The 20,675-nt window shown below is 64.2% G+C and carries 25 protein-coding genes; 3 read left to right on the top strand and 22 right to left on the bottom strand.

Going from position 1 to position 20,675, the window contains the following annotated elements; all coding sequences use genetic code 11:
* Positions 1–50 precede the first annotated feature (50 nt).
* Together LWC34_RS01395 and LWC34_RS01390 are read left to right on the top strand one after the other, a co-directional pair.
* Positions 51–893, top strand: a complete 843-nt coding sequence (locus tag LWC34_RS01395; protein WP_233722567.1) for a hypothetical protein — start codon at positions 51–53, stop codon at positions 891–893.
* Between the two features lie 49 nt (positions 894–942).
* Positions 943–1,734 (top strand): alpha/beta fold hydrolase, encoded by a 792-nt coding sequence (locus tag LWC34_RS01390; RefSeq protein WP_233722566.1) that lies wholly within the window; start codon positions 943–945, stop codon positions 1,732–1,734.
* Here the strand turns inward: LWC34_RS01390 and LWC34_RS01385 are convergent.
* Positions 1,659–2,882: an RNA polymerase sigma factor gene (locus tag LWC34_RS01385; protein ID WP_233722565.1), complete on the bottom strand. Its 1,224-nt coding sequence runs from the start codon at positions 2,880–2,882 to the stop codon at positions 1,659–1,661. The two genes, LWC34_RS01390 and LWC34_RS01385, sit on opposite strands and share 76 nt — an antisense overlap.
* On the bottom strand, positions 2,879–3,247 hold the full coding sequence (locus tag LWC34_RS01380) for a YciI family protein (protein WP_233722564.1): 369 nt from the start codon (positions 3,245–3,247) through the stop codon (positions 2,879–2,881). Before LWC34_RS01380 ends, LWC34_RS01385 begins: the two co-directional genes overlap by 4 nt.
* Positions 3,248–3,343: 96 nt before the next feature.
* Here LWC34_RS01380 and LWC34_RS01375 point away from each other — a divergent pair, with 96 nt between their 5' ends.
* Positions 3,344–3,625 (top strand): hypothetical protein, encoded by a 282-nt coding sequence (locus LWC34_RS01375; RefSeq protein ID WP_233722563.1) that lies wholly within the window; start codon positions 3,344–3,346, stop codon positions 3,623–3,625.
* A gap of 4 nt (positions 3,626–3,629) precedes the next feature.
* Here the strand turns inward: LWC34_RS01375 and LWC34_RS01370 are convergent, their stop codons facing one another.
* The 20 genes from LWC34_RS01370 to LWC34_RS01275 all read right to left on the bottom strand — a co-directional run bounded on the left by LWC34_RS01370 (position 3,630) and on the right by LWC34_RS01275 (position 20,629).
* The gene (locus LWC34_RS01370) at positions 3,630–4,250 is read right to left on the bottom strand and encodes an L-threonylcarbamoyladenylate synthase (RefSeq protein ID WP_233722562.1); all 621 of its coding nucleotides are present in this window, start codon (positions 4,248–4,250) and stop codon (positions 3,630–3,632) included.
* 31 nt (positions 4,251–4,281) lie between these two features.
* The gene (locus LWC34_RS01365) at positions 4,282–5,721 is read right to left on the bottom strand and encodes a multicopper oxidase family protein (protein ID WP_233722561.1); all 1,440 of its coding nucleotides are present in this window, start codon (positions 5,719–5,721) and stop codon (positions 4,282–4,284) included.
* Between the two features lie 18 nt (positions 5,722–5,739).
* Positions 5,740–6,054, bottom strand: a complete 315-nt coding sequence (locus LWC34_RS01360) for a hypothetical protein (RefSeq protein WP_233722560.1) — start codon at positions 6,052–6,054, stop codon at positions 5,740–5,742.
* A gap of 488 nt (positions 6,055–6,542) precedes the next feature.
* On the bottom strand, positions 6,543–7,172 hold the full coding sequence (locus tag LWC34_RS01355; protein ID WP_233722559.1) for a DUF6875 domain-containing protein: 630 nt from the start codon (positions 7,170–7,172) through the stop codon (positions 6,543–6,545).
* The gene (locus tag LWC34_RS01350; protein WP_233722558.1) at positions 7,169–7,762 is read right to left on the bottom strand and encodes an N-acetyltransferase; all 594 of its coding nucleotides are present in this window, start codon (positions 7,760–7,762) and stop codon (positions 7,169–7,171) included. The genes LWC34_RS01355 and LWC34_RS01350 overlap by 4 nt, the downstream gene beginning before the upstream one ends.
* 11 nt (positions 7,763–7,773) lie before the next feature.
* Positions 7,774–9,129: a pyridoxal phosphate-dependent decarboxylase family protein gene (locus tag LWC34_RS01345; protein ID WP_233722557.1), complete on the bottom strand. Its 1,356-nt coding sequence runs from the start codon at positions 9,127–9,129 to the stop codon at positions 7,774–7,776.
* A gap of 101 nt (positions 9,130–9,230) precedes the next feature.
* Positions 9,231–9,722 (bottom strand): anthrone oxygenase family protein, encoded by a 492-nt coding sequence (locus LWC34_RS01340; protein ID WP_233722556.1) that lies wholly within the window; start codon positions 9,720–9,722, stop codon positions 9,231–9,233.
* Positions 9,723–9,767: 45 nt separating this feature from the next.
* Positions 9,768–10,331 carry an anthrone oxygenase family protein gene (locus LWC34_RS01335; RefSeq protein WP_233722555.1) on the bottom strand — a complete coding sequence of 188 codons (564 nt, stop codon included), beginning with the start codon at positions 10,329–10,331 and terminating at the stop codon, positions 9,768–9,770.
* Between the two features lie 103 nt (positions 10,332–10,434).
* Positions 10,435–11,082, bottom strand: coding sequence for a hemerythrin domain-containing protein (locus tag LWC34_RS01330; protein WP_233722554.1), 648 nt, complete (start codon positions 11,080–11,082; stop codon positions 10,435–10,437).
* Positions 11,083–11,084: 2 nt separating this feature from the next.
* On the bottom strand, positions 11,085–11,903 hold the full coding sequence (locus LWC34_RS01325) for an NmrA family NAD(P)-binding protein (RefSeq protein WP_233722553.1): 819 nt from the start codon (positions 11,901–11,903) through the stop codon (positions 11,085–11,087).
* Positions 11,904–11,968: 65 nt separating this feature from the next.
* Positions 11,969–12,664, bottom strand: coding sequence for a beta/alpha barrel domain-containing protein (locus LWC34_RS01320; RefSeq protein ID WP_233722552.1), 696 nt, complete (start codon positions 12,662–12,664; stop codon positions 11,969–11,971).
* On the bottom strand, positions 12,661–13,383 hold the full coding sequence (locus LWC34_RS01315) for a phosphoribosylanthranilate isomerase (protein ID WP_233722551.1): 723 nt from the start codon (positions 13,381–13,383) through the stop codon (positions 12,661–12,663). Before LWC34_RS01315 ends, LWC34_RS01320 begins: the two co-directional genes overlap by 4 nt.
* The gene (locus tag LWC34_RS01310; RefSeq protein WP_233722550.1) at positions 13,380–14,522 is read right to left on the bottom strand and encodes an acyl-CoA dehydrogenase family protein; all 1,143 of its coding nucleotides are present in this window, start codon (positions 14,520–14,522) and stop codon (positions 13,380–13,382) included. The genes LWC34_RS01315 and LWC34_RS01310 overlap by 4 nt, the downstream gene beginning before the upstream one ends.
* A gap of 64 nt (positions 14,523–14,586) precedes the next feature.
* A complete protein-coding gene (locus LWC34_RS01305; protein WP_233722549.1) occupies positions 14,587–14,961 on the bottom strand; it encodes an ectoine synthase in 375 nt (124 codons plus the stop codon).
* A gap of 2 nt (positions 14,962–14,963) precedes the next feature.
* Positions 14,964–15,782 (bottom strand): tryptophan synthase subunit alpha, encoded by an 819-nt coding sequence (gene trpA, locus LWC34_RS01300; protein ID WP_233722548.1) that lies wholly within the window; start codon positions 15,780–15,782, stop codon positions 14,964–14,966.
* Complete coding sequence (locus tag LWC34_RS01295) at positions 15,775–16,827, bottom strand: anthranilate phosphoribosyltransferase (RefSeq protein WP_233722547.1); 1,053 nt, start codon at positions 16,825–16,827, stop codon at positions 15,775–15,777. Before LWC34_RS01295 ends, trpA begins: the two co-directional genes overlap by 8 nt.
* 6 nt (positions 16,828–16,833) lie before the next feature.
* The gene (locus tag LWC34_RS01290) at positions 16,834–17,094 is read right to left on the bottom strand and encodes an acyl carrier protein (RefSeq protein ID WP_233722546.1); all 261 of its coding nucleotides are present in this window, start codon (positions 17,092–17,094) and stop codon (positions 16,834–16,836) included.
* 12 nt (positions 17,095–17,106) lie between these two features.
* On the bottom strand, positions 17,107–18,564 hold the full coding sequence (locus LWC34_RS01285) for an AMP-binding protein (protein ID WP_233722545.1): 1,458 nt from the start codon (positions 18,562–18,564) through the stop codon (positions 17,107–17,109).
* Positions 18,564–19,406: a MaoC/PaaZ C-terminal domain-containing protein gene (locus LWC34_RS01280; protein ID WP_233722544.1), complete on the bottom strand. Its 843-nt coding sequence runs from the start codon at positions 19,404–19,406 to the stop codon at positions 18,564–18,566. Before LWC34_RS01280 ends, LWC34_RS01285 begins: the two co-directional genes overlap by 1 nt.
* Positions 19,403–20,629: a beta-ketoacyl-[acyl-carrier-protein] synthase family protein gene (locus LWC34_RS01275; protein ID WP_233722543.1), complete on the bottom strand. Its 1,227-nt coding sequence runs from the start codon at positions 20,627–20,629 to the stop codon at positions 19,403–19,405. The genes LWC34_RS01280 and LWC34_RS01275 overlap by 4 nt, the downstream gene beginning before the upstream one ends.
* Positions 20,630–20,675 lie beyond the last annotated feature (46 nt).

Genomic DNA, 20,675 nt, shown 5'->3' with positions numbered 1-20,675 from the left:
CTACGAGGGGAAGCACACACTGTCCTGATGCCGCGTTGCGGACTTTTGGCTTGTTTGCCTTGCTGTTCACCCGATATGTCCACAAGAAGGAAGCCATCGCGCTGGCATGGGAGTTGTTGCGAGCGGCGCCCGGCGCTCCCCTGTTCGACCGGGTGCGCGCGATGGTCACGCAGACCGCGCTGGTCGCCATCGGCGGCGACCGTGACGGCGCGATCCAGATCGTCACCGAGGCATTCGAACTGTCGGGCCGAATGCCGGTCGATGATCCGGTTGATGTCGCGGAGTTGTATTGCAATCTGGCGTTCTGCGGTGTCGAGGTGGGTGAGCACGACCTTGCTGCTGACGCGGCCACGCAAGGCATTGCGATCGCTGAGGAACACGGTCTGACCGGGCTTGTTCGGGCTTGCGAAACAGTCCGCGCGGTCGCTTTTGTTGTTCGTGCTTACGCTTTGGGCGACTTCCCCGCCATGCTCGAAGCGGCCAGTTTGGCCAGAAAGGGCGGGCAGTCCTTCACGGCCGGATGGTCCAGTTTGGTCATGGCCGAGGTGCGGCTGCGGGTCACCGACGAGCATCTCGACGAGGTCCTCGATGCGTTGCGGCACGCGGCAACCGTGATGCTGCGGGAACGTGACATCCCGAACGCGTTGATCGCTTTCAGGTTCGGCGCGCTCGCCCTTGCACGGCTCGGCCGTCCACATGACGCGATCCAGTTGCAGTCGGCCGTGCTGCACCAGGCCACACTGTTCGGGACGCTACCGTCGGCCATGCTCAGCCAGGGTTTCGACTGGGTCGACGACCCGCTTGCCGACATCCTGCCGCCAGCCGAACGTGTCGCGGCGCAGACCGCCGGTGCCCGATTGGGCATCACCGAAATGGCCGCATTGCTTGGCTGAAGGGGCGCGTTGCAAGCGACTTGTATGGTTGCTCGGTCATAGTGGGCTTATGCAGAAGGTGGAATTCGACGGGCGCCGGTTCTCGTACATCCGGCGCGGTCAAGGCGAGCCGTTGCTGCTGATCCAAGGGATGAGCGGGCACAACGGGATGTGGGGCGAGGAGTTCCTTTCCCTGCTCGAGCCGCATTTCGATGTTGTGGCGTACAACCACAGAGGGATCGGCGAGAGCAGCTGGGCGGACGGGCAGTTCACGATGTCCGACCTCGCCGACGACGCGGCGGGTGTGATCAGGGGTGTCGGCTGGTCAAGCGCGCATGTCTTCGGCATTTCGATGGGCGGCATGGTCACCCAGGAACTCCTGCTGCGGCACGGCGCGCTCGTGCGTACCGCCACGATCGGGTGTAGTTGGGCGGGTGGTCCAGACGTGTCGCTGGGCGAAACGGTCCGGCGCGCCATCGCGGCGATGTCCACAAGGGACGCGGACCACGCGCTGAAGACCGCCTATGAGATGAATCTCTCGCCACGGTTCGTCATGCCGTACGAGGACTACGTATCGATCAGTTTGTCGCAGCGTGTGCCGGTTCCTGTCGTGCTGATGCAATGGGAGGCTGCCCAGCGTCACGACACTAGCGCTCGCTTGCCCTCGTTGAATGCGAAGGTGCAGGTCATCCACGGCACAGGGGACGCGGGAATGCCCGTGCGCAACGGGGAGCACATCGCTTCACTGATCCCAGGCGCCCGGTTGGAACTGTTGCAGGACGCCAGTCACTTGTTCTGGTTCGACGAGCCTTTCAGGACAGCCGATTTGCTCAAGCAGTTCGCGGCTTTGGCTGACAAGTAGCGCTGCTCGGGGATGCTGCTGGTGCGCTTGGCGGCCCGTAGGTATGCCGCGTGGGCGGCGTCCAGGTCGCCTGCCATCTCGTTGAGGTGTGCCTTGACCGCGTCCAGTCGGTGGTGTTTGGACAGTCGCGTGTCTCCGTCCAATGTAGCCAGCATGGCGAGAGCTTCGTCCGGTCCGTCCACCATGGACAACGCAATCGCGTGGTTCAAGGTGACCATCGGGTTGGGCTGCATCCGTGACAGGATCTTGTAGAGGACAAGGATTTGCGGCCAGTCAGTGTCCTCAGGGGACTTAGCCTCGTCGTGCAACGCGGCGATGGCGGCTTGCAGCTGGTACGGACCAATCGGGTGCTGCGCCATGGCGTCGTCGATCAGCTTCGTGCCCTCGGCGATCTCTTGCTGGTTCCAGAGCTCCCGGTCCTGCTCGGCCAGCGGGATGAGCTCGCCGTCCGGCCCCGTCCTGGCTTTGCGGCGGGCATCGGTGAGCAGCATCAGCGCCAACAGCCCCGCTACTTCGCCGTCGTTGGTGAGCGCGTGCACGGTCCTGGTCAGCCGGATCGCTTCGCTCGTGAGCTCGACACTCTGCAGGTCAGGGCCGGATGAGGCGGTGTAGCCCTCGTTGAAGATCAGGTAGAGCACGTGCAGGACCACCGGCAGCCGCTCAGTCCACTCCGGCTCCGGAATGTCCTTGATCTTCTGTTTGGCCCTACTGATCCGTTGGCCCATCGTGGGCTCGGGAACCATGAACGCCGTCGCGATCTGTCCCGTGGTCAAGCCGCCGACGGCTCTGAGGGTCAACGCGACCTGGGACGACGGCGACAGATCCGGGTGGCAGCAGAGGAAGAGCAGCTTGAGGGTGTCATCCTGATCTTGGGTTTCGCTCGGCGTGCTCGGCTCCTGCGTGACCGCGAGCGTCTCGCGTTTGCGCCTCGCCTGCTCACTGCGCCACTGGTCGGTCAACCTGCGGGAAGCGACTGTGATCAACCACGCCTTCGGGTTGTCCGGCACCTCATTCCACTGCACGCTCGCCGCAAGCAACGCTTCCTGCACAGCGTCCTCGCACGCGTCGAACTGGGCATATTTGCGCACAAGCACGCCGAGGACCTGCGGCGCCAGTTGACGCAGCAGGTCCTCGTGCTTTGTCGTCACATCTCCAGCCCGTGGGAGAACATCACCGGGCGTACCTCGACACCGAACCCATCATGCTTGGTGTCCGGGATCATTTTCGCGAGCTCGACCGCGCGCTCCTTGGACTCGCATTCGACCAGGTAGAAGCCACCCATGAACTCCTTGGCCTCGATGTACGGTCCGTCGGTGACGACCTGGACGCCATTCTTGGTCTGGACCGTCAAGGTGTTCGACGGGTCCGCCAGGGCTTGGGTCACGATCATCTCGCCGGTTTCGGTGATCGTGTCCATGAATTTCTGGTGGCCTGCCCCGATCGCCTCGCGCTCCTCCTCGGTGAGAGTCGCCATCGTCGCCGGGTTGATGTTCATGATCAGCAGGTACTTCACGTGGTCACTCCTCTCGGCGGTGTCGCGGCTGCGGCACCTTCACGGATGAGTCGGAGCCCGCTGACAGCCTTCGACATTCTGCCCCAGAATCTTCTCGTGGCAATTTCCGAACCGCGGTTGACCAGGCTTATCCGGCGCGACTTCGGGGCGTCCGCCGATCACGTGCTCAAGCTGCTGGCCGAACTCGCCGCGCGGCACCCTGGCGATGCGATGTTCAGCAGCGAACGGCTGCAGGCGGCTGTCGTCCTGCTTGCCGGTGGCGGCTCACCGCACCGCGCCATCGAGCTCGCCGAGACCGACTGGCGGGATCTGCTGGTCGCGACCGACCTGGCCGACGCCGACTGGCCTCACAAGCTGGACCAGCTCCTCGGTCAGTGATGCTTCACACGAAGCGGGAGACGTCGCCTGCGCCTTCTCGGATGATCTCCGGCTCACCCTGCGAGAAGTCGATCACCGTTGTCGGCACCGTGCCGCATTCGCCGGAGTCGATCACCGCGTCGATCACGTTGTCAAGGCGTTCTTTGATTTCCCAGCCCTGAGTCATTGGTTCTTCCTGGTCGGGCAGCAGGAGCGTGCTGGACAGCAGGGGCTCGCCGAGTTCCGCGAGCAGCGCTTGCGCCACCGTGTGGTCTGGGATGCGCACTCCGACCGTTTTCTTCTTCGGGTGCTGCATGCGGCGCGGGACTTCCTTCGTCGCGGGCAGGATGAACGTGTAGCTGCCTGGGGTCACTGCTTTGATCGCGCGGAATACGTCGTTGTCGACGTACACGAACTGGCCGAGCTGGGCGAAGTCCTGGCACACCAGGGTGAAGTGGTGGCGGTCGTCAAGGTGCCTTATCTGCCTGATCCGGTCGATCCCGTCCCTGTTTCCCAGCTGGCAGCCGAGGGCGAAACAGGAGTCCGTCGGGTAGGCGATCAGCCCGTCCTGCCGCAACAACTCGACGACCTGCTGGATGGATCGCCGCTGGGGATTGTCGGGGTGCACATCGAAATACCTCGCCATGCACCCCAACCCTAGTCCATGTTGGACCCCGTCACGCGACGATCTTCATCTGCGCCATCATCGCCACTGACGAGTGGTCGACGAAATGGCAATGGAACGGGAAGACGCCGGTGTACGGCGCGTCGAACTTGATCAGCAGCCGGACGGTCTCGCCGGACGCGATCGACACCGTGTCCTTCGGGTACGCCTCCCACGGCTCCACCGACCTGCCGTTGCGGTCGAGCACGCGGAACTGCACGACGTGCACGTGCAGCGAGTGCGGGATCGGATCGGGATCGGCGTTGGTGACCTCCCATATTTCCGTACTTCCCCGTTTGACCGTGAAGTCCGTGCGATATGGGTCGTAGGCTTTGCCGTTGATCAGGAAGACCAGGTTCTTGAAGTCGAAGCTCAGCACGACCTTCCTGGTCATCATCACCGGCGCGCCGATCGCGGGCAGGATGCTGAGCTGCTGCGGCACCGAGCTGTCGTCGGAGTCCGGCATGTCCTTACGGATGCTGTCGATCACCTCGAACCGCATGATCTCGGTGTTCTCCGGCGCCGTTCCTTGGGCGTTGAGCAGCATGATCTCGCTGCCGCCTTGCGCTTTGGCGAAGTCGACGACGACCTCGACGCGCTCCGCTGGCCACAGCGAGATCTCCGTCCGACGTATCGGCCTGGCGAGCAGGCCTCCGTCCGTGGCGACCTGGACGAATTCGCCGCCGTTGCTCAGCCGGAACGAGAACATGCGCTCGTTCGACGTGTTCACCAAACGCAGCCGGTACTTGCGGCGCCGGACTCGCAGAACTGGTTGGGGCACACCGTTCACCAGAACTGTGCTGCGGCGCTGGGCGTCGAACATCGCCCACAGCAGTTGGCCGTGGTCGTCGAGCGCCACGTCACGGAACATCAGCGGGATGTCGAATTGCCCACGCGGCAACATCGGCGCCGCTTGCTTGTCCTCGATCAGGTAGAGGCCGCAGAGTCCTTTGTAGATCTGTTCGGCTTCCAAGTGATGGGCGTGGTCGTGGTACCACAATGTTGAGGCGCGCTGGTCGTTCGGGTAATGGTAGATCCGCGAGTGGCCCGGCTGGATCACGTCCAGCGGATGGCCGTCGCTGTCCTGCGGCACGATCCCGCCGTGCAGGTGCACCGCGCTCGGGGTTTGCAGGCGGTTGGTCACGGCGACTTTCACCGAACGACCGCGCTTGGCTTTGATGGTTGGTCCGGGGAAGCTGCCGTTGTACGTGATCACCTCGGTCGGCATGCCCGGCAGGATCTCCGCGACGCCGGGTTTGACCGAGAGTTCGTAGTAGTCCGTCGACCGGTCCGAGTACACAGGGGACAGTACCGGCGGAATGGGGAGTTCGCGGGTGAACGGCTTGGTCTGCGGCGGGCTGCCGACCACCGCGGCCATGAGACGCTCCGCCGGCAGGGCCAGCGCCACGCCACCAGCAGCGCCCAGTTTCAAGGTGCCTCTACGGTTGAGCATCCGTATACCTCTTTTCTTCTACGGAACGCCGAACAGCGTTGTTCCGGCGACGACGAGCACGAAGGTGTACTGCAGCACCGTCATCGCGGCCGCCAGCGTGCCGGTGAACAAGATCGCGTTCCCCAGCGTGATCGCGGCGACCGGTATCGTCACCAGGCCCGCGGTCAAGGACCCGAGGACAGCAAAGGAAAGTCTCGCTTTGACCTGATCGCGGACGTGCCGCCGGACCAGCCACGCGGCCGCGAGAATCCCGGCCGCGGTCAGGTGGATGGCGAGCATGATCAGGCCGGGATAGTTGATGACGGCTTCACCGGTGACCGGGGCCGGGGGCACGTAGTCGGTGGCGTGATGGCCGTTGGTGAGTAAGGCGTGCCGTGGGACGAAGGCTCCGGTGGGGAGGAAACGTGCGTGGTCTCGGAGGGCCCAGGCGATGATGGCCGCGGTCAGGGCAGCGAACCCGAGTGCTGGCGCGACTCTCGGTCCGCCCGAAACTGTCGTACCCCTGGTGTTGAATGGAAATTGGGGGGTCCCCGGGGTGACGGGTCTTGCCGGTGACGTGAGGCCACCAGATGCTGATGTCCGTGGCGTCGGGTGAACAGGGCGGAGCGGGATTGTCTTCCCTGCCGTTGCCATCGCTACCGGAATGCCCGAAACCGTGAGCCATCTGATGTCCAAGGCCATTGTTCTCACCACCGGCCGCTTGCGGCTAGGTCTGCGGCTACTGAGTCGCGGATCGGCACGGGCCGAGGTTCGATCGGCCTGGGCGAACGGCGGGTCATCCACAGGGCTTGGGTTACGCGGGCTCTTATCCTTGCCATGATTCACCCCACCACTGGGCTGGCTACCCGTTTGACCAGTTGGTCACGGATTCGGGTTGGAATATCCGGCGCGAAACGGGAAAGGTAGCTCTCGGCGTGCGCGTCTGTGTCGATCACGAAGGGCAGGTCGAACACCACAAGCTTGCGGATCGCGAGCAACGGCAACGGGGCCCGCAAGGCCTTGAACTGCGCGTTCCATAGCCCGGGTTCGTCGCAGACCGGGTGGAATTGACCTATCATCAGTCCACCTGCGACGAACGAATCCTTCGCTGCCCGTTGCAGATCGTCCAACTCGGTCGAGTCTGTGTAGTCCAAGTGTGGCAATGCCAACAGGATTGTCAGCAGTTCCTGGTCGTCTGGGGACAAACCTGCCGACAGGGCCGTGTACTGCTCTCGCAGAGCACGGATCGCTTCATCAACGTCCGAAGTGGTCGGAGCCGCTAAGTAGTACAGGCCTTTGCGTAAGGACGGCTGCGTGTATGGACACACTGGACCGCTGCGGCCGAGGTCGGGGTTTGAGTTCACGAGGTATTCCCGCGACCACTCCAGCACTTGCCGCACGTGGGGCAGGTACTCCGCAGGCACCTTGCCGTCGTCGACTTCGGCCGCTGTCCAGATCAGCACCGCGCTCATTGGGGTTCCCGCCACATCGGTTGCAGGCTTGGTCCACCTGGGATGGAGATCGTCGTTCCTACTGGGAGGAAGCCATAACGGCGCGACAGTGCGAGGCCGCCTTGCGAGCTTGCCTCTGTGTACGCCGCCACTCGGTCGGCGTCGATCCGTGCGATCAGGGTGTCGAACAGTGCCGACATTGTGCCGGTTCGCTGAGCGGATGGGCTGACTCCCGCGAAGGACAGGTAGTAGTGCTGACGGCCGGTTGGGTGGTGGATTGTTTGCAGGCCTGAGATTGTTGCCATTCGCTCCGCGTCCTGGCCCAGGATCTCCGTGAAGCGCCCGGCCAGTTCCAAGTGTCGGGTTTCGGTTTCTTCCCATGCACCTGGCGGCAGGAACAACAGTGCCGCGTCCAATGTGGAGTTTGTGTAGACACCGTTGTATGGCAACGAAATGTCCAGGAACTCGCGGAAGAACGCTGGCAGGACTGTTGCTCTACGGTCTTCTTCCGGTGTTATCCAGCGGGTCATCGCGTCCTCATGGAACGCGTCGGCGAGCATTTTGGCCAGCACCTCGGTGTCGGCTGCGGTTGCCAACTGAGCTTCGGACACGACCTTTCCCTTCAGACTCGAGCGGCGAGTTCTTCGACACGGGCGTGCAATGTGTCCACATAGGCCTCTGATTCCGGCTTCATCAGGACACTTCTCAGCACACGGGCAGAATCCGTGTCTTGCACGACTTGCGGGTGACGCCGTCGGAAAGCTGAACCGTCCGTGCGCAGCAAGCTCAGGTAGACCGGGTCGTCTTCGGCCGCCATTCCCGCGCGCAGCAAGGCGTCCGAGCGAGCATCCACTGTGGACATGTGGGTGTCCGATGGGAAGTAGGTCACGATGTCCAGTTCCGGCTGCTGGTACAGCGAAAGCTCCGAAGATGCCGAGATCGCAGATGCCCAGGTGACTGCCGCGCGACGGTTGGCTGCCAGGATGGCGCCGAAACCTGATGGAGTCAGCGGCAGCAGTTGCAAGGTCAGCCAGAGCGCCGCCGCGGACGCGCCCGCACGTGAGCATTCCAGGCTGATCTCGCCCAAATGCAGCTGCGAGTCAGTGAAGTACGTGTACGGCGAGTCGTGCGACAAGTGCTTTCCTGCCCGTGGGTCAGCGAAAAGCACTGCGCCGCAACCGTATGGCTGCAGACCGTGCTTGTGCGGGTCAACCGCAACCGAGTCACAGGACGCGATTGCACGCCATGGGCGTGGGTCGATTTCCAGTGCCGCACGGCCCAGGATGCTGTAGAAGCCGCCGTAGGCCGCGTCCACGTGTACCCGGGCGCCGTAATTTCGGGCCAGGGCAACGATTTCGTGGACTTGGTCGACGGCGCCGAGGCCGGTTGTTCCTGTTGTGGCCACAATGGTTCCGACGCGGCCGGTGTGCAGGACATGCTCTACGGCGTCCAGATCGACACGTCCAACTGCGTCCACAGGGAGGCGGTGTCCTTGAATTCCGAGCACATGGCACATACGCTCATGCGTGTAATGACATTCCGAGCTGAACGCGATTCCCTTGCCAGGGTGCAATTGCCGAGCCACGTACAGCGCTTCTAGGTTTGCCATCGTTCCGCTGGTCGTCAGATGGCCTACGTGTGGGTCGAAGCCAACCATTTCGGCGAGCGCGGCGACGCATTCGCGCTCCATTTCCGTGGTGGCCGGCCCACCTTCTTGGGCATGGTTGTTCGGGTTGAACTGCATGGCCGTGAGGTAGCCGACGATCGCGGCCGGGTGTGGTGGTTTCACCATCTGTCCGGCGTATCGCGGGTGGAAGAACGGGTAGTTGTTCTCCAGGCGTTTGGTGAACTGTTCGAACACCACGCCGAACTGGTCGTCGGACACTTGATGGGACGCGTGTGGCTGCACCGGGCCGAACTGCTCGGCCCAGGAGGCGGCGAAGTCAGCCGCGCGGGTTAGCCAATACCGCTGATCCATGGCTCAGTTGTACCGAGCCACCCGCAAGAACCCCGCAATATGCCTGGAAAACGCTCGTGAGTGGTTAGTCGTGTTAGAACACGACTAACCACTCACGAGGGTCAAGCTGCGGCGTTGGCGATCAGGGCCCAGATCGCGGCACCGAAACCGAGGGTGGCGAACCACGCGCGGAGGCCGTTGAGCCTGACCCACTTGTCCTCGAACTCCTTGCGGACACCGGCGAGATTGGCGATCTTGTCCGGCGGGCCGTAGCGGTCGAGCCGGACGTTCATCGGCACATTCCCACGGACCGTGATGCCGAAACAGATCAGGTACAGCACCAGGCTCGCCAGCACCGGCGCGAAAACCTGGATCGGCTGCCCGATGAACAGGATCACCGTGAGGATGCCGAACAGCGCCGAGCCGATGAAGGTCATGAAGAACCGGGGATTCTGCACATCCCGGTTGATTTTCTGCATCACGTCGACGAACGTGCGGTCATCCGTGCCGCGCAGACTGACCATCACCGAAATGGAGTAGGTGTAGAAAAAGCCGGAGACCAGTCCAAGCAGGAGCGTTGTCACGATCAGTGACGCGGCCCTGACCACTTCCATTGTTGTTCCTCCCTGCCCCGCGTGATCCCAGTCCGGACGACCGTATCAGGAAATGCCCGTTTTGAGAGCCTTCGTCGCGCGTCCATGTAGCGCGATCGCGGGTACCAGTGCCAGTAACGACAACATGCAGGCAATCGTTCGCGCGGCGTTGAGCGCGTTCCAGGTGCCTTCGTTGAACGCGGCCCGTGCGACGGCCAAGTCGGCGATAACCGCCGGGTCGCCTGCTGCGGCCAGTTTGTCGTTCAGGGGAATGTTTCCGCCGAACGTCAGCGCCAGCGCGACCACGTAGAGCAGCGTGGCGGCGAAGATCCAGCGTGCGGCGGTGCGGTAGCCCGCCTTGTGGTGCACGATCGCGGCTGCGCCGGTGAAGATGAAAGCACCGAAGAAAGCGAACGCGAACGCGCCGGTCTGCACGCCCTCGTTGATCTTCTGCATGGCCACGACGAACGCGCGGTCGTCGACTTTCGCCAGCGACGGCATCACCAAGATGGCGAAGGCGAAGAAGAAACCGGCCATCAGTCCAACTGTGAGGGTGGCCAGGTACAACAGTGGAGCGGCGGCCTTGCTGCGTGGCCCGGCCTGCGGGCCGGCGCCTGGTTGAGCGAGCATCGGACTCGTCCTTCTCTCTGGTGTGGACTCATGGGTAGCAGGCGAACGGCGACGGCTAACCGGGCTTCCCTCGATCGGGTGCACAGTTCACCGGAACAGCCGATCAACGTCGGCCGAGATCGACTACGGGCGCGATCACGCGCTCGTAGCGCCAAGTCAGCACGGTGTTACCGATCAGCCGCACGGGCGGCGGGATGGACACCGCGGCGGCCGCGGCAGCGGTTCGCTTGTCCACGCCGTCGAAAAGCCACGGGAACAGGAAAGCCCGCATACTCGGGCCCGCGCTGCGCATCACCTGATTCTCGATGTCCAGATACTGCTGGCGCGTCAGGTCGTCGACGAACACAGGGAAAACGATTGGTTCTTCCACCTTGAGGTGATCGAGCAGGATGTTCTCGAACCTCGACGCCGCCGCAGACGCCCCATGAGGATCTCCGCGCAGGGCTTTGGACACTTCGAGCATCGACTGGTCGAGCTCGGTGTGATCGTGTGCGAGCCCCTTCTCCTTCTCGGCGAAATCCGGCACTCGCTTACGCAGCGCGGGAAAGAGCACATCATCCTCTGTCCGATGGTGCCACTCGATCACCTCGCGCAACTGGTCGAACCACGAAGCGACAGGCCCAGCGTTGCCACGAGTCACATGCGGCGCTGCCTGAGCGATTCTGCGCGCGTCTCTGCGCATAGCCACGTGCATCAAAGCGAAGCCGTGGATGTGCACCGGCAGGCCGCCGACGCCGTTCTCTGTTGACATAGTCATCCTGACCAGATCCCCGTTTCCGCGGTTTTCCGCGCGTAGTCACCGAAATCCCTTGGCTCGCGGCCGAGCGCCCGCTGGACGCCGTCGCTGAGGTACGAGTTGCGTCCATCCAGGACCTTGCGGAACATCTCCACATAGGCCAGTGGCAGGCCGTGCTGCCTGAGCATCTGCGCGTACTCGACGAACGTCATCGGCACGTAGCGGACCTCTTTGCCCACCGCCGCGCCGATCTCCGCGGCCGCATCCCCGAACGTCAGCAGCCGCGGGCCGGATAACTCGTACGTCTCGCCAAGGTGGTGATCGGTGGTCAACGCGGCGACGGCGACGTCCGCGATGTCGTCGGCGTCGATGAACGGCTCGGCCACGTCACTGGCAGGCAGTTCGATCACGCCGTGGATGACCGGTTCGAGCATGAAGCTCTCGCTGAAGTTCTGGTTGAACCACGCGGCCTGCAGGATCGTCCACTCCGCACCGCATTCCCGCACGGCCCGTTCACTGCCGCCCGCGTGCACTTCGTCGCCACGGCCGGACAACAACACCAGGCGCTGCACGCCCGCGTCGACCGCGGCGGCGGAGAAGTCCGCGATCGTCTCGGCCGCTCCGGGGAACGCGATCTCTGGGGCGTAGACGACATACGCCTTGTCGACCCCGTCGAGCACAGGCCCCCATGTGTCACGGTCGTCCCAGTCGAACCGTGGCTGCGCGGCGGTCCGGGATCCGATCCGCACTTGGACACCGAGCGCTTCCAGCCTTGCTGTCACCCGGGTGCCCGTCTTGCCGGTCCCGCCAAGCACCAAGGTCGTCTTGTCGCTCATAAAACACTCCAAAGGCCCGGGAGACAGGTGTCGTCCCGGGCCGCTAGTTGTAGTCAGGAGGAGAATCACGGCGCGCGTAGAGTCCGTAGGGTGTCTAATTCGGCCAGCCAGCCGGTCAGGCTGGTGGTACGCAACAGGCCCGTCCCGATCAGCAGTCCGCGGTAGCCTTCGGCGAGCAACCGGTCGGCGTCCTGGGGCTTGGTGATCCCGCTCGCGCTGACCGGGCAGCGGGTCCCGCTCGCCGCCAGCGCTGGCAGCAACCGGACACTGCGATCGAGATCCCCTAGGCCACGCTCCCGATTCTTGATGTCCTTGTTGTTCACGGCAACAACGCAGTGCTCCGCAGTTGGCAATCCGTCGATCTCGGCCTCGTCGGTCACTTCCACGAACGGCGTCAATCCCAGCTCCAGACTGCCGTCTATCAGTCGCGGCACGCTTGAGCGCGGTAACAGGCCCACTGTCAACAAGACCGCGGACGCACCGAGGTCACGAGCCTTCACCAGTTGGTCGCGCCGGGTGATGAAGTCCTTCTGCAGCACCGGGCGGTCGGTGAGCGACGCGACCTCGCTGAGCATCGAGTCCGTGCCGCCGAACCACCGCCCGGTGACCACGGAGATGCACGGCGCGCCCGCGGCTACATACTCGGCCAAGATGTCGGCGATCGAACGCTCGCCGAATAGGTCCGAGCCATTGGGATCACGCCGCTTCAACTCCATGATCACCGGACGGTTCGCCCCGGTGAGGGCATCCACGAAGGTCATGCGACCTCCACGTGTCGTGCGGTACGCCAACCGCGGCTGATGTCGGTGATGTTCTTGCGCTCGAAGCTGCCAGAGTTGTTGCGAGCGCCCGTGTCCACGTCGATTCCACGAAACTGCGGATGTTGCACGACCGTCTCGTAGTCGCCGCTGTTGTGCGCGGAGATCCCGCCAGCCAGAAGGAAAGGCTTCGAGAACGAGGGCACGAGATCCGCGACGTCGTTGGCCTGCAAGCGCTGGCCCGTGCTGCCGATCTGGCCGGACGCGGTCACCACGTCGAGCAGGAACACGTCGACGCCCGCGTTCTCGTACGACTTGATCAGCGGGCGTTCCAGGCACTTGCCGTTCTTCAGGTGCAGGACCTTCACGATGGTCAGGTCGCTGGACACGGACTGCTTCAGCGCCCTGATCATGCCGGGCATCTGGTAGGCGTGCAGCTGGACCCAGGAGATTCCGGTGCGGTCGATGATCTGCCGCAGAACCTCCACATCGGACAGGAACGTGACCAGGGTCGGCTCGAGGCGACCAGTTGCCCTGGCCGCCTCGGCTAACGTCGTGACTTCCTCGACGGACACCTCCGCCGGACCGTCGGCCACTCCGTGCCACAGGCCGACGAGGTCCGCGCCAGCGCCAGCGAGCAGCTCGACGTCCGCCTTTGTCGTGGCGCCGCACACTTTCAACAACTTCCGGTCGGCCTTGTGCCGCTTGAATCCGTTCTTCATGACAGCCCCAGCATGGATGCGATCCGGTTGTACTGGATTTCGTTTGTCCCCGAGTAGATCGTGCCAGCCACCGCGTTGCGGACTTCCTTCTCAAGGCCGTACTCGGCCATGTATCCGTTGCCGCCGAAGATCTGCACGGCGGCCAGACTGGTGTCCAGATTGGCCTGACTGGTCAGCAGCTTCGCGATGGCCATGTCAGTGGTCACGTTGTCACCGCGAACGAGTTTCTCAGCGGTGTCGTACAACCACTTGCGTGACGTCTCCAGCTTGATCTTCATGTCGACGATCTTGTTGGCGACGGCCTGATAGCTCGCGATCGGCTTGCCGAACTGCAGGCGTTCCTTGGCATACGTGATGACCTTGTCCAGGCGGTGCTGCATCTCGCCGACGTTGACGATGAACGAGTACAGGATCTCGCGCTTCATCACATGGTCGAGCACAAGGAACCCGCCGCCGACCCGGCCACAGACCTGGGCAGCCGGGATCCGGCAGTCGTCGAAGTACAGTTCGGACAGTGGCGAGGTGCGCAGGCCCATCTTCTTGATGGGATTGCCGATCTCGAAGCCTGGAGTGTCCTTTTCGACCACGAACGCGGTGATCCCCAGTGGACCGCCGTCCGGATGTGTCTTGGCGTAGACCATGAACACATCGGCAATCGGCCCGTTGCTCACGAACGTCTTGCTGCCGTTGAGGACGAAGGAATCCCCATCACGGTCGGCCTTGGTACGCATCTGCAACGCGGCCGATCCGCCAGCGGGTTCGGTGATCGCGTGCGCGCCGATGGCCTCGCCGGAAATGATCCTCGGCAGGTATTTGTCTTTGAGAGCTGGCGATCCGAAGCGCTCAACCGGGACCCCGACGCTGCAGATGGTCGTAGTGATCGAGAAGTTCAGCCCGCCGTCGCGGCACCCCTCGCCGAGACCCTCCAGGACGTACATCGTGGTGAGCAGGTCCTGGCCGAGCCCGCCCCACCGTTCGTCGAACGGGAGGCTGAGAATCCCCGACTCGGCGACCAGTTTCCATTTCTCAAACGAGAACACGCTGGCGTCGTCGTTCTCGACGTGATCGGCTGAGAAGGCCTCATGCCATGCCGAAAGGCCCTCTCGTAGCTCCACCTGATCGGAAGTCCAATCGATCATCGCAGGCCTCCTCTCGTGAGTGGTTATCAGGGTTAGAACGCGGATAACCACTCACGAGGTCTTTTTAGTATTCGGAGAACTCGTCGGTGTCGAGGTTGTGCGCCTCGTTGCCCGTCAGGGCCGGGGTGAACATGCAGACCAGGCGCAGGTCCTCGTGCGGGCTGGCGACCAGCCAGTGCGGGTCGTGCTTGTCAAGTGCGTACATCACGCCAGGAGTGATCGGATACGAGTTGCCCTCGGTGTCGATCACTTCGCCCGATCCCTCGATGCAGTAGCAGGCTTCGAGGTGGTTACGGTATTCCAGGTGTGACTTGGTGCCAGCGCGGACAAGGGTGTCGGTCAGCGTGTAGCCCATACCGTCGGCTTCGAGCAGGAAGCGCCGGGACAGCCCGTTGCCCCATTCGACGGTCTTCACTTCGTCGATGCTGCGAATGATCATGGTCAACTCCTTAGTGTGCCGAGAGTGTGTGCGGGGTGGACCGACCGGACGAAGTCGGCGAATTCGCTGACCACGTCACGGTTGTACGCGAGGGCTTCTTCGACCCGCGCCACTCCAGCGGAGCCGACGATCACCGCGTCCGCCCCGAGGGCGTGCACTGTCGTGACGTCTGCCCGCGACTTGACTCCGAATCCGACGGCGATCGGCACGTGTGTGTCCAACCGCAACTCGGCGATCGTGCCCGCCAGCTCGGAGAACCCGTCGGCCGGCGCGGTGCCGCTGCGGCCGTACTGGGCGACCAGGTACAGGTAGGCCGAGGCGTGTTCGGCTGCCTCGGCCATCACCTGCTGGGTGGAGACCTTGTGGTAGCACGTGGTGACGACCGGCAGGCCCGCGTCTTTGGTTGCCTGGTAGTAACCCGGTCGCACCCGCGGTGGGACGGCGTGCAGCAGCAGGCCGTCCGCGCCTGCTTCGGCGATGTCGCCGACGACCTCGGCCATCGGCCTGCTTTTGATCGAGTAGCTCCAGTCGGCGAGCAACGCGATCCGCAGCCGGTGCAGCTTCGGCCGGACGTTCGAGATGAAGGTGAGAACTTCGTCCAGGCCGACGCCGAGCGCCAGTGCCCGCTCGTGCGAACGCCGGATGACCGGGCCGTCGGTGACCGAGCCGGGGAACGGCACGGCCAGCTCAAGACAGTCCACTCCGGCGTCGTCGAGCATGAACACGAGATCTGCCAATATGTCCAGCGACGGGTCGCCCGCGTTGAGGAACAACGCCAATCCCGGCTCGCCGTCGGCGATCTGGTCGAAGAACTCAGCCATTGGATACCGCCTTGCGTACGAGGGTGAGCTTGCGCTCTTGCGGCGATCGCATTTTGTCCACAAGGGAGCGTGCGGCACCGCTGGTGACTGCTTGCTGCGCGGCGTCGAACGCGTCCGCCCAGTCCTCGATCTGGCCGGTCGCGACCGCAAGCGCCGCCGCGTTGAGGCTGATCGTCTCGGTCACGACCGGTCCGGCCTCACCGGAGATCACCTCAAGGAAGTGGTCGGCGACGCCGTCGAGATCACGCGCCGGTGCCAGGTCCTCGAAAGTGCCCTTGTCGGAGGTGAACCGACCGGCCCAGAGCCGGATCATGCTGGTGTCGTCGTTGGTGTAGATCACGTTGTCAGCAAACCCAAGCAGCTCGTCCGCGCCGGAGTCGTTCATGCACAGCCAGACCTTGCGGTCCTTGATGCCCGCGGCCAGCCTGCGCAACTCCGGCTGAGGCGCGTGCACGGACACACCCGTAACCTGTGCCGTGACCGGAAGAGCTGCCAGGAACGGGCCGAGCGCGTTGACGAACCGGCCGAACGGCTTGAGCCCCAACGGCATGATCACCCTGGCCATCCGGAGCAATTCGGACGGATAGACGAACGGTCCCGCGAACGCGATCCCGTACTTGTCCAAAGTGTCCTCGGTGTGCCGGTACGACCGTGTCAGGCCGACCCCGAGGCGCTCAAGCAAATCGATCGAGCCGACACTGCTCGTGTAGGCACGTGAACCGGTCTTGACGACCTTGACACCCAATGCCGCGGCCACGAATGCCGAAGCCGTCGAAACGTTGAATGTCCTTGGCCCGCCACCGGTTCCGACGATGTTCACGGTGCCCGGCCAGCTGGTGGTCACCGGTTCACGCCGTTCGTTCAACGACGCCAGCAGGTTGCGCAGCGAGTCGTGGTCGGGCAGCCGGGTGGCCAGCGAGGCCAGCAGGGCAACGGCTTCACCTCGGTCGAGGTCACCGCCACCCAGCTGGTCCCATAACGACCGCCAGGTCTCCCGCTCGATACCCGAGCGGTGATCCAGCAAGGAAATGATCGCGGGATGCACGACGGCTCAGCTCCCTGCCACCTGGCTGCGCGCGGCCTCGATGAACTCGTCGATCGCTTGCACGCTGCGGAAGTTGTTCGGGTCGAGGTCGGTGTCGTGCACCGACAGCGCGAAGTGGTCTTCCACCCACGCGATCAGCTTGAGCAGGCCGAGGCTGTCGATCACGCCGTCGGCCAGCAGGTCGTAGTCGACGGCGAGGTCCTCGGGTGCCACGTCGGGCAGGAACTCGTCGATGACGAACTTCTTGATGGCGTCTACGTTGCTCATGGCGTCCTTCCCTTATTTGCTTGTTCCGAAAGCGTTCCGGTCGACCTTGCCGGTCGATGTCTTCGGCAGCGGCTTGTCCACGATGCGCATCACCGAGGGAATGGCTGCCTGGGGAAGACGTCGTGCGCAGTGCTGGCGCAGCGTGAGACTGTTCAGCGTGCTGTCCGCGGCTCGTTGCACCGCGCAGACCAGCTTTCGGCCCGCGATCGGGTCCGGCACGGCGACGACCGCCGCCTCCAGCACTGCCGGGTGCTCAAGCAGGACGTGCTCGACCTCGGCCGTATTGATCGCGACACCACGGACCTTGACCTGGAAGTCACTGCGCCCGATCAGGTAGACACGGCCGTCTTCCGCGCGCCGCACAAGGTCGCCGGAGCGGAACCACGGCCGGTCGTCGGCGCCTGTCGGATGCGGCACGAACTTGTCCGTGTGCCGAGTTCGGTCGAGATATCCGGCGGCCTGGAACGGTGTCGAGACGTAGAGTTCGCCGGTTCCGGGTCCATCTAGGACAGTGCCAGCGTCGGTCAGGAGGAGCGTTTGCACGCCAGGCAACGGTGTTCCGATCGAGACCGGCGGCGTGGCATCCGTGCCGAGGTGGTGGATGAAGCTGTCGTTGGTCTCGGTGCAGCCGTAGATGTTGTGCAGCGAGGCCTTCGGGAACAGCCTGGGCAGCTCGGCGAGCGTACGGTCCGGGATCGCGTCACCGGTGAACATCACCCGGTCGACCGACTCCAGCCGGTCCACCGCGGGCTGCACGATGTCCAGCAGCAAGCCGAAGAACATCGGCACAGCCTGGATGATGTTGACCTCGTGCCGGACCAGCATGTCCAGCAGATGCCTGCCGTTGGCGGCGTAGTCCGGGTCGACGAGCACGACCTGGCCGCCCAGGGCGAGCGTCGTCCAGACGTCCAGCAGGCACAGGTCGAAGTTCAGCGGCGCGTAGTTCAGCACGGTCCGGCCCGGCCGGATGTCGAACTCCGCGCCCGCCCACTCGATGAACCGGTCAATCCCTTGCTGTGGCAGCGGCACGATCTTCGGCAGGCCGGTCGACCCCGATGTCGTGAGCATGAACTGCACGCCGTCCAGATCGGACACTTCAAGCGCGGCCACGGATGCAGAGGGATCCGGTGTGAACTCCGGCTCGCCCTCTGGCGCGAACACGGCCTTGCAGCCTGCCTGGGCGAACAGGCTCGTCAGCGCCGAGTTGGCCAGCGCGGGCGACGGAAGCAGGAACCGGCGGCCACTCAGGATGGCGCCGAGCACGAGCGCGACCGCCTGCGGGGACTTCTTGGCCAGCAGGCCGATCGGCTCACCCGGCTCCAGGTTGGACCATTCGAGCCGGGCCCTTGCCTTGTCAGCGAGTTCGTAGAGGTCGCCGTACGTGGTGACCTCGCCGTGCCAGACCAACGCGGGCGCGCCCGGCCTGCGGCTGACTTGCGAAAGGAACCTCTCCCTGAACGTGTGCGCCATCATTCCCCCAGCTCGACCCAGCCGCTCTTGAGAGCGGGACCGGTCTGCGTCTTGCACGAGAACCGCACGAAGGCTGTCCCGATGCTCGACTCTGCAAGCAAGTCTTCGGTGTCCTCCTGCAGCACGATTTCCAGTGGCGTGTCCGGCAGGACCGCGGACGAGAACCTGGCTCCGACGCTCTTGATACGGCTCGCGTCGCCGCCCGCGTACCGGTCGATGACCTCCTCGGTCACGACCGCCAGCACGCTCATTCCGTGTGCGATCACGCCGTTTCCGAAGCCCGCGTCCCTTGCAGCGTTGTCGTCCAAGTGAATCGGGTTCAAATCACCAGAGGCATGGGCGTACTTGGTCACGGTGTCGCGCGCGATCGATTGCGCCACAATGGTCGGCTCGGCCGTGCTGCCCTTGCCGGGGTGCGGTGGGAGCTGGCCGAAGGTGTCCGGGGTGACCGCGCCGACGAGCATCGCGCCGGTGATCAGCTCGGCGAATTGCGAACCGTCCTCGCCCAGCAGCGCGACCTTCATCGCCACCTGGACGCCTTTGAGGCTCTTACGGGTGCCGACGACGTCCAACGCGACCGTGACCGGCTCGTCCGCCCTGATCGCCCGCTGGACGTGGATCTCCTGCGACAGGTGCACCCGGCCGAGCGGTGAGCCGTCCGCGGTGGCCGCGCCGATCAGTCCGACCGACTCGTCGATCACCGGCGAGGCCAGCACGAACGCGTGCAACGGGGAAGCGTTGCCGTCGCTCTGCGACAGTCCACTTCGGACCACATCGCGATAGGTCGCGATCTCCTCAGCCGTGACCTTGCGGACGGTTTTCGTGGACAGGGTCGGTGTCATACCGGCGTCACCACCAGACAGGCGTTGTGGCCCCCGAAACCGAACGAGTTCGACAGCGCGGGCCCGGCTGCTACCTTGCGTGGCTTGCCGTGCACGACGTCGATCTGCATTCCCGGTTCGAGGTGCTCATGGTTTGCGGTTGGCGGAACCACGGCCTCGCGCATGGCCATCACCGTGGCGATCAGTTCGACCGAGCCAGCGGCTCCGATCAGATGCCCGATGACGCCCTTCGACGAGGTCACCGGCGGACCCTCCGGCCCGAAAACCTTGTGCAGTGCGACCGCTTCGGCGCGGTCGTTGTGCGGTGTGGACGTTCCGTGCGCGTTGACGTGCACGATGTCCCGTGTCTCCAGGCCCGCGTTATTGATCGCCCTGGTCATCGCGGCGACCGCTCCGGCACCGTCCGATGCGGGCATCGACAGGTGGAACGCGTCGCTGGTGGCCGCGTAACCTGCGATTTCCGCGTACATCCGCGCTCCCCTGGCCCGTGCGTCCTCAGCACGTTCCAGCACGACGAAACCAGCGCCCTCGCCCATCACGAACCCGTCGCGGTCCTTGTCGAACGGCCTTGACGCGATCTGCGGAGTGTCGTTACGGCTCGTCGTGACGGCATTGAGGTTTCCGAAGGCGGCCAGCGTCACCTCGGTCATGATCGACTCGCAGCCACCGGCGAGAACCACATCGGCCTGGCCGGTCTGCAGAAGCATTCGGGCGTAGCCGATCGAGTCGGCGCCGCTGGCGCATGTGGACGCGATGGTCAACGCGGGTCCGTGCCAGCCGAGCTTCATGGTGAGCGCGGCCGCCGCGGCGTTCGGCATGTTTATCAACGGCATCAAGGGGTTCACCTTGGCCGGACCGCCGGTGTAGTAGTTTCGGGTCTCGTCGTCGCTGGTTCTCCGGCCACCGACGGCGTTTCCGATCACGATGGCCGCCCGGTCAGTGTCCGGTTTCGGGGAGCCCGCGTCGGCGTATGCCTCCAGTGCGGCCGCGACGCCGTAACGCGCGAAGGGATCAAGACGCCGTGCTTCTTTCGGGTTCAGCACGTCGAGCTGCTCGAACCCGCTGACCCGGCACCCGATCCGTACCTTGTGCTGCGCTACGTCAAGACCGGTCAGTTCGGCGGCCGTCGAACGGCCCGCCCGCAGTACCGCCCAGAATTCGTCGAGCCGGCATCCCGCCGGCGTGACCACGCCCATACCGGTGATCACCACGCTGGCCGTCATCTCGGCTCCCCTCTGCTCACGGCCAAGTTGTACGTGGCTCGCCGCA

It is taken from the genome of Kibdelosporangium philippinense, assembly GCF_021390435.2.
Lineage (GTDB): Bacteria > Actinomycetota > Actinomycetes > Mycobacteriales > Pseudonocardiaceae > Kibdelosporangium > Kibdelosporangium philippinense.
Note: the sequence above shows the minus strand (reverse complement) of the source record. Positions and strands in the feature narration are given on the sequence as shown.

Bases quoted from the DNA above. Each gene is read 5' to 3' on its own strand.
- LWC34_RS01390 (WP_233722566.1), top strand. From the start codon at position 943: ATGCAGAAGGTGGAATTCGACGGGCGCCGGTTCTCGTACATCCGGCGC.
- LWC34_RS01370 (WP_233722562.1), bottom strand. From the start codon at position 4,250: ATGGCGAGGTATTTCGATGTGCACCCCGACAATCCCCAGCGGCGATCC.
- LWC34_RS01365 (WP_233722561.1), bottom strand. From the start codon at position 5,721: ATGCTCAACCGTAGAGGCACCTTGAAACTGGGCGCTGCTGGTGGCGTG.
- LWC34_RS01355 (WP_233722559.1), bottom strand. From the start codon at position 7,172: ATGAGCGCGGTGCTGATCTGGACAGCGGCCGAAGTCGACGACGGCAAG.
- LWC34_RS01345 (WP_233722557.1), bottom strand. From the start codon at position 9,129: ATGGATCAGCGGTATTGGCTAACCCGCGCGGCTGACTTCGCCGCCTCC.
- LWC34_RS01340 (WP_233722556.1), bottom strand. From the start codon at position 9,722: ATGGAAGTGGTCAGGGCCGCGTCACTGATCGTGACAACGCTCCTGCTT.
- LWC34_RS01335 (WP_233722555.1), bottom strand. From the start codon at position 10,331: ATGCTCGCTCAACCAGGCGCCGGCCCGCAGGCCGGGCCACGCAGCAAG.
- LWC34_RS01330 (WP_233722554.1), bottom strand. From the start codon at position 11,082: ATGTCAACAGAGAACGGCGTCGGCGGCCTGCCGGTGCACATCCACGGC.
- LWC34_RS01325 (WP_233722553.1), bottom strand. From the start codon at position 11,903: ATGAGCGACAAGACGACCTTGGTGCTTGGCGGGACCGGCAAGACGGGC.
- LWC34_RS01320 (WP_233722552.1), bottom strand. From the start codon at position 12,664: ATGACCTTCGTGGATGCCCTCACCGGGGCGAACCGTCCGGTGATCATG.
- LWC34_RS01315 (WP_233722551.1), bottom strand. From the start codon at position 13,383: ATGAAGAACGGATTCAAGCGGCACAAGGCCGACCGGAAGTTGTTGAAA.
- LWC34_RS01310 (WP_233722550.1), bottom strand. From the start codon at position 14,522: ATGATCGATTGGACTTCCGATCAGGTGGAGCTACGAGAGGGCCTTTCG.
- LWC34_RS01305 (WP_233722549.1), bottom strand. From the start codon at position 14,961: ATGATCATTCGCAGCATCGACGAAGTGAAGACCGTCGAATGGGGCAAC.
- trpA (WP_233722548.1), bottom strand. From the start codon at position 15,782: ATGGCTGAGTTCTTCGACCAGATCGCCGACGGCGAGCCGGGATTGGCG.
- LWC34_RS01290 (WP_233722546.1), bottom strand. From the start codon at position 17,094: ATGAGCAACGTAGACGCCATCAAGAAGTTCGTCATCGACGAGTTCCTG.
- LWC34_RS01285 (WP_233722545.1), bottom strand. From the start codon at position 18,564: ATGGCGCACACGTTCAGGGAGAGGTTCCTTTCGCAAGTCAGCCGCAGG.
- LWC34_RS01280 (WP_233722544.1), bottom strand. From the start codon at position 19,406: ATGACACCGACCCTGTCCACGAAAACCGTCCGCAAGGTCACGGCTGAG.
- LWC34_RS01275 (WP_233722543.1), bottom strand. From the start codon at position 20,629: ATGACGGCCAGCGTGGTGATCACCGGTATGGGCGTGGTCACGCCGGCG.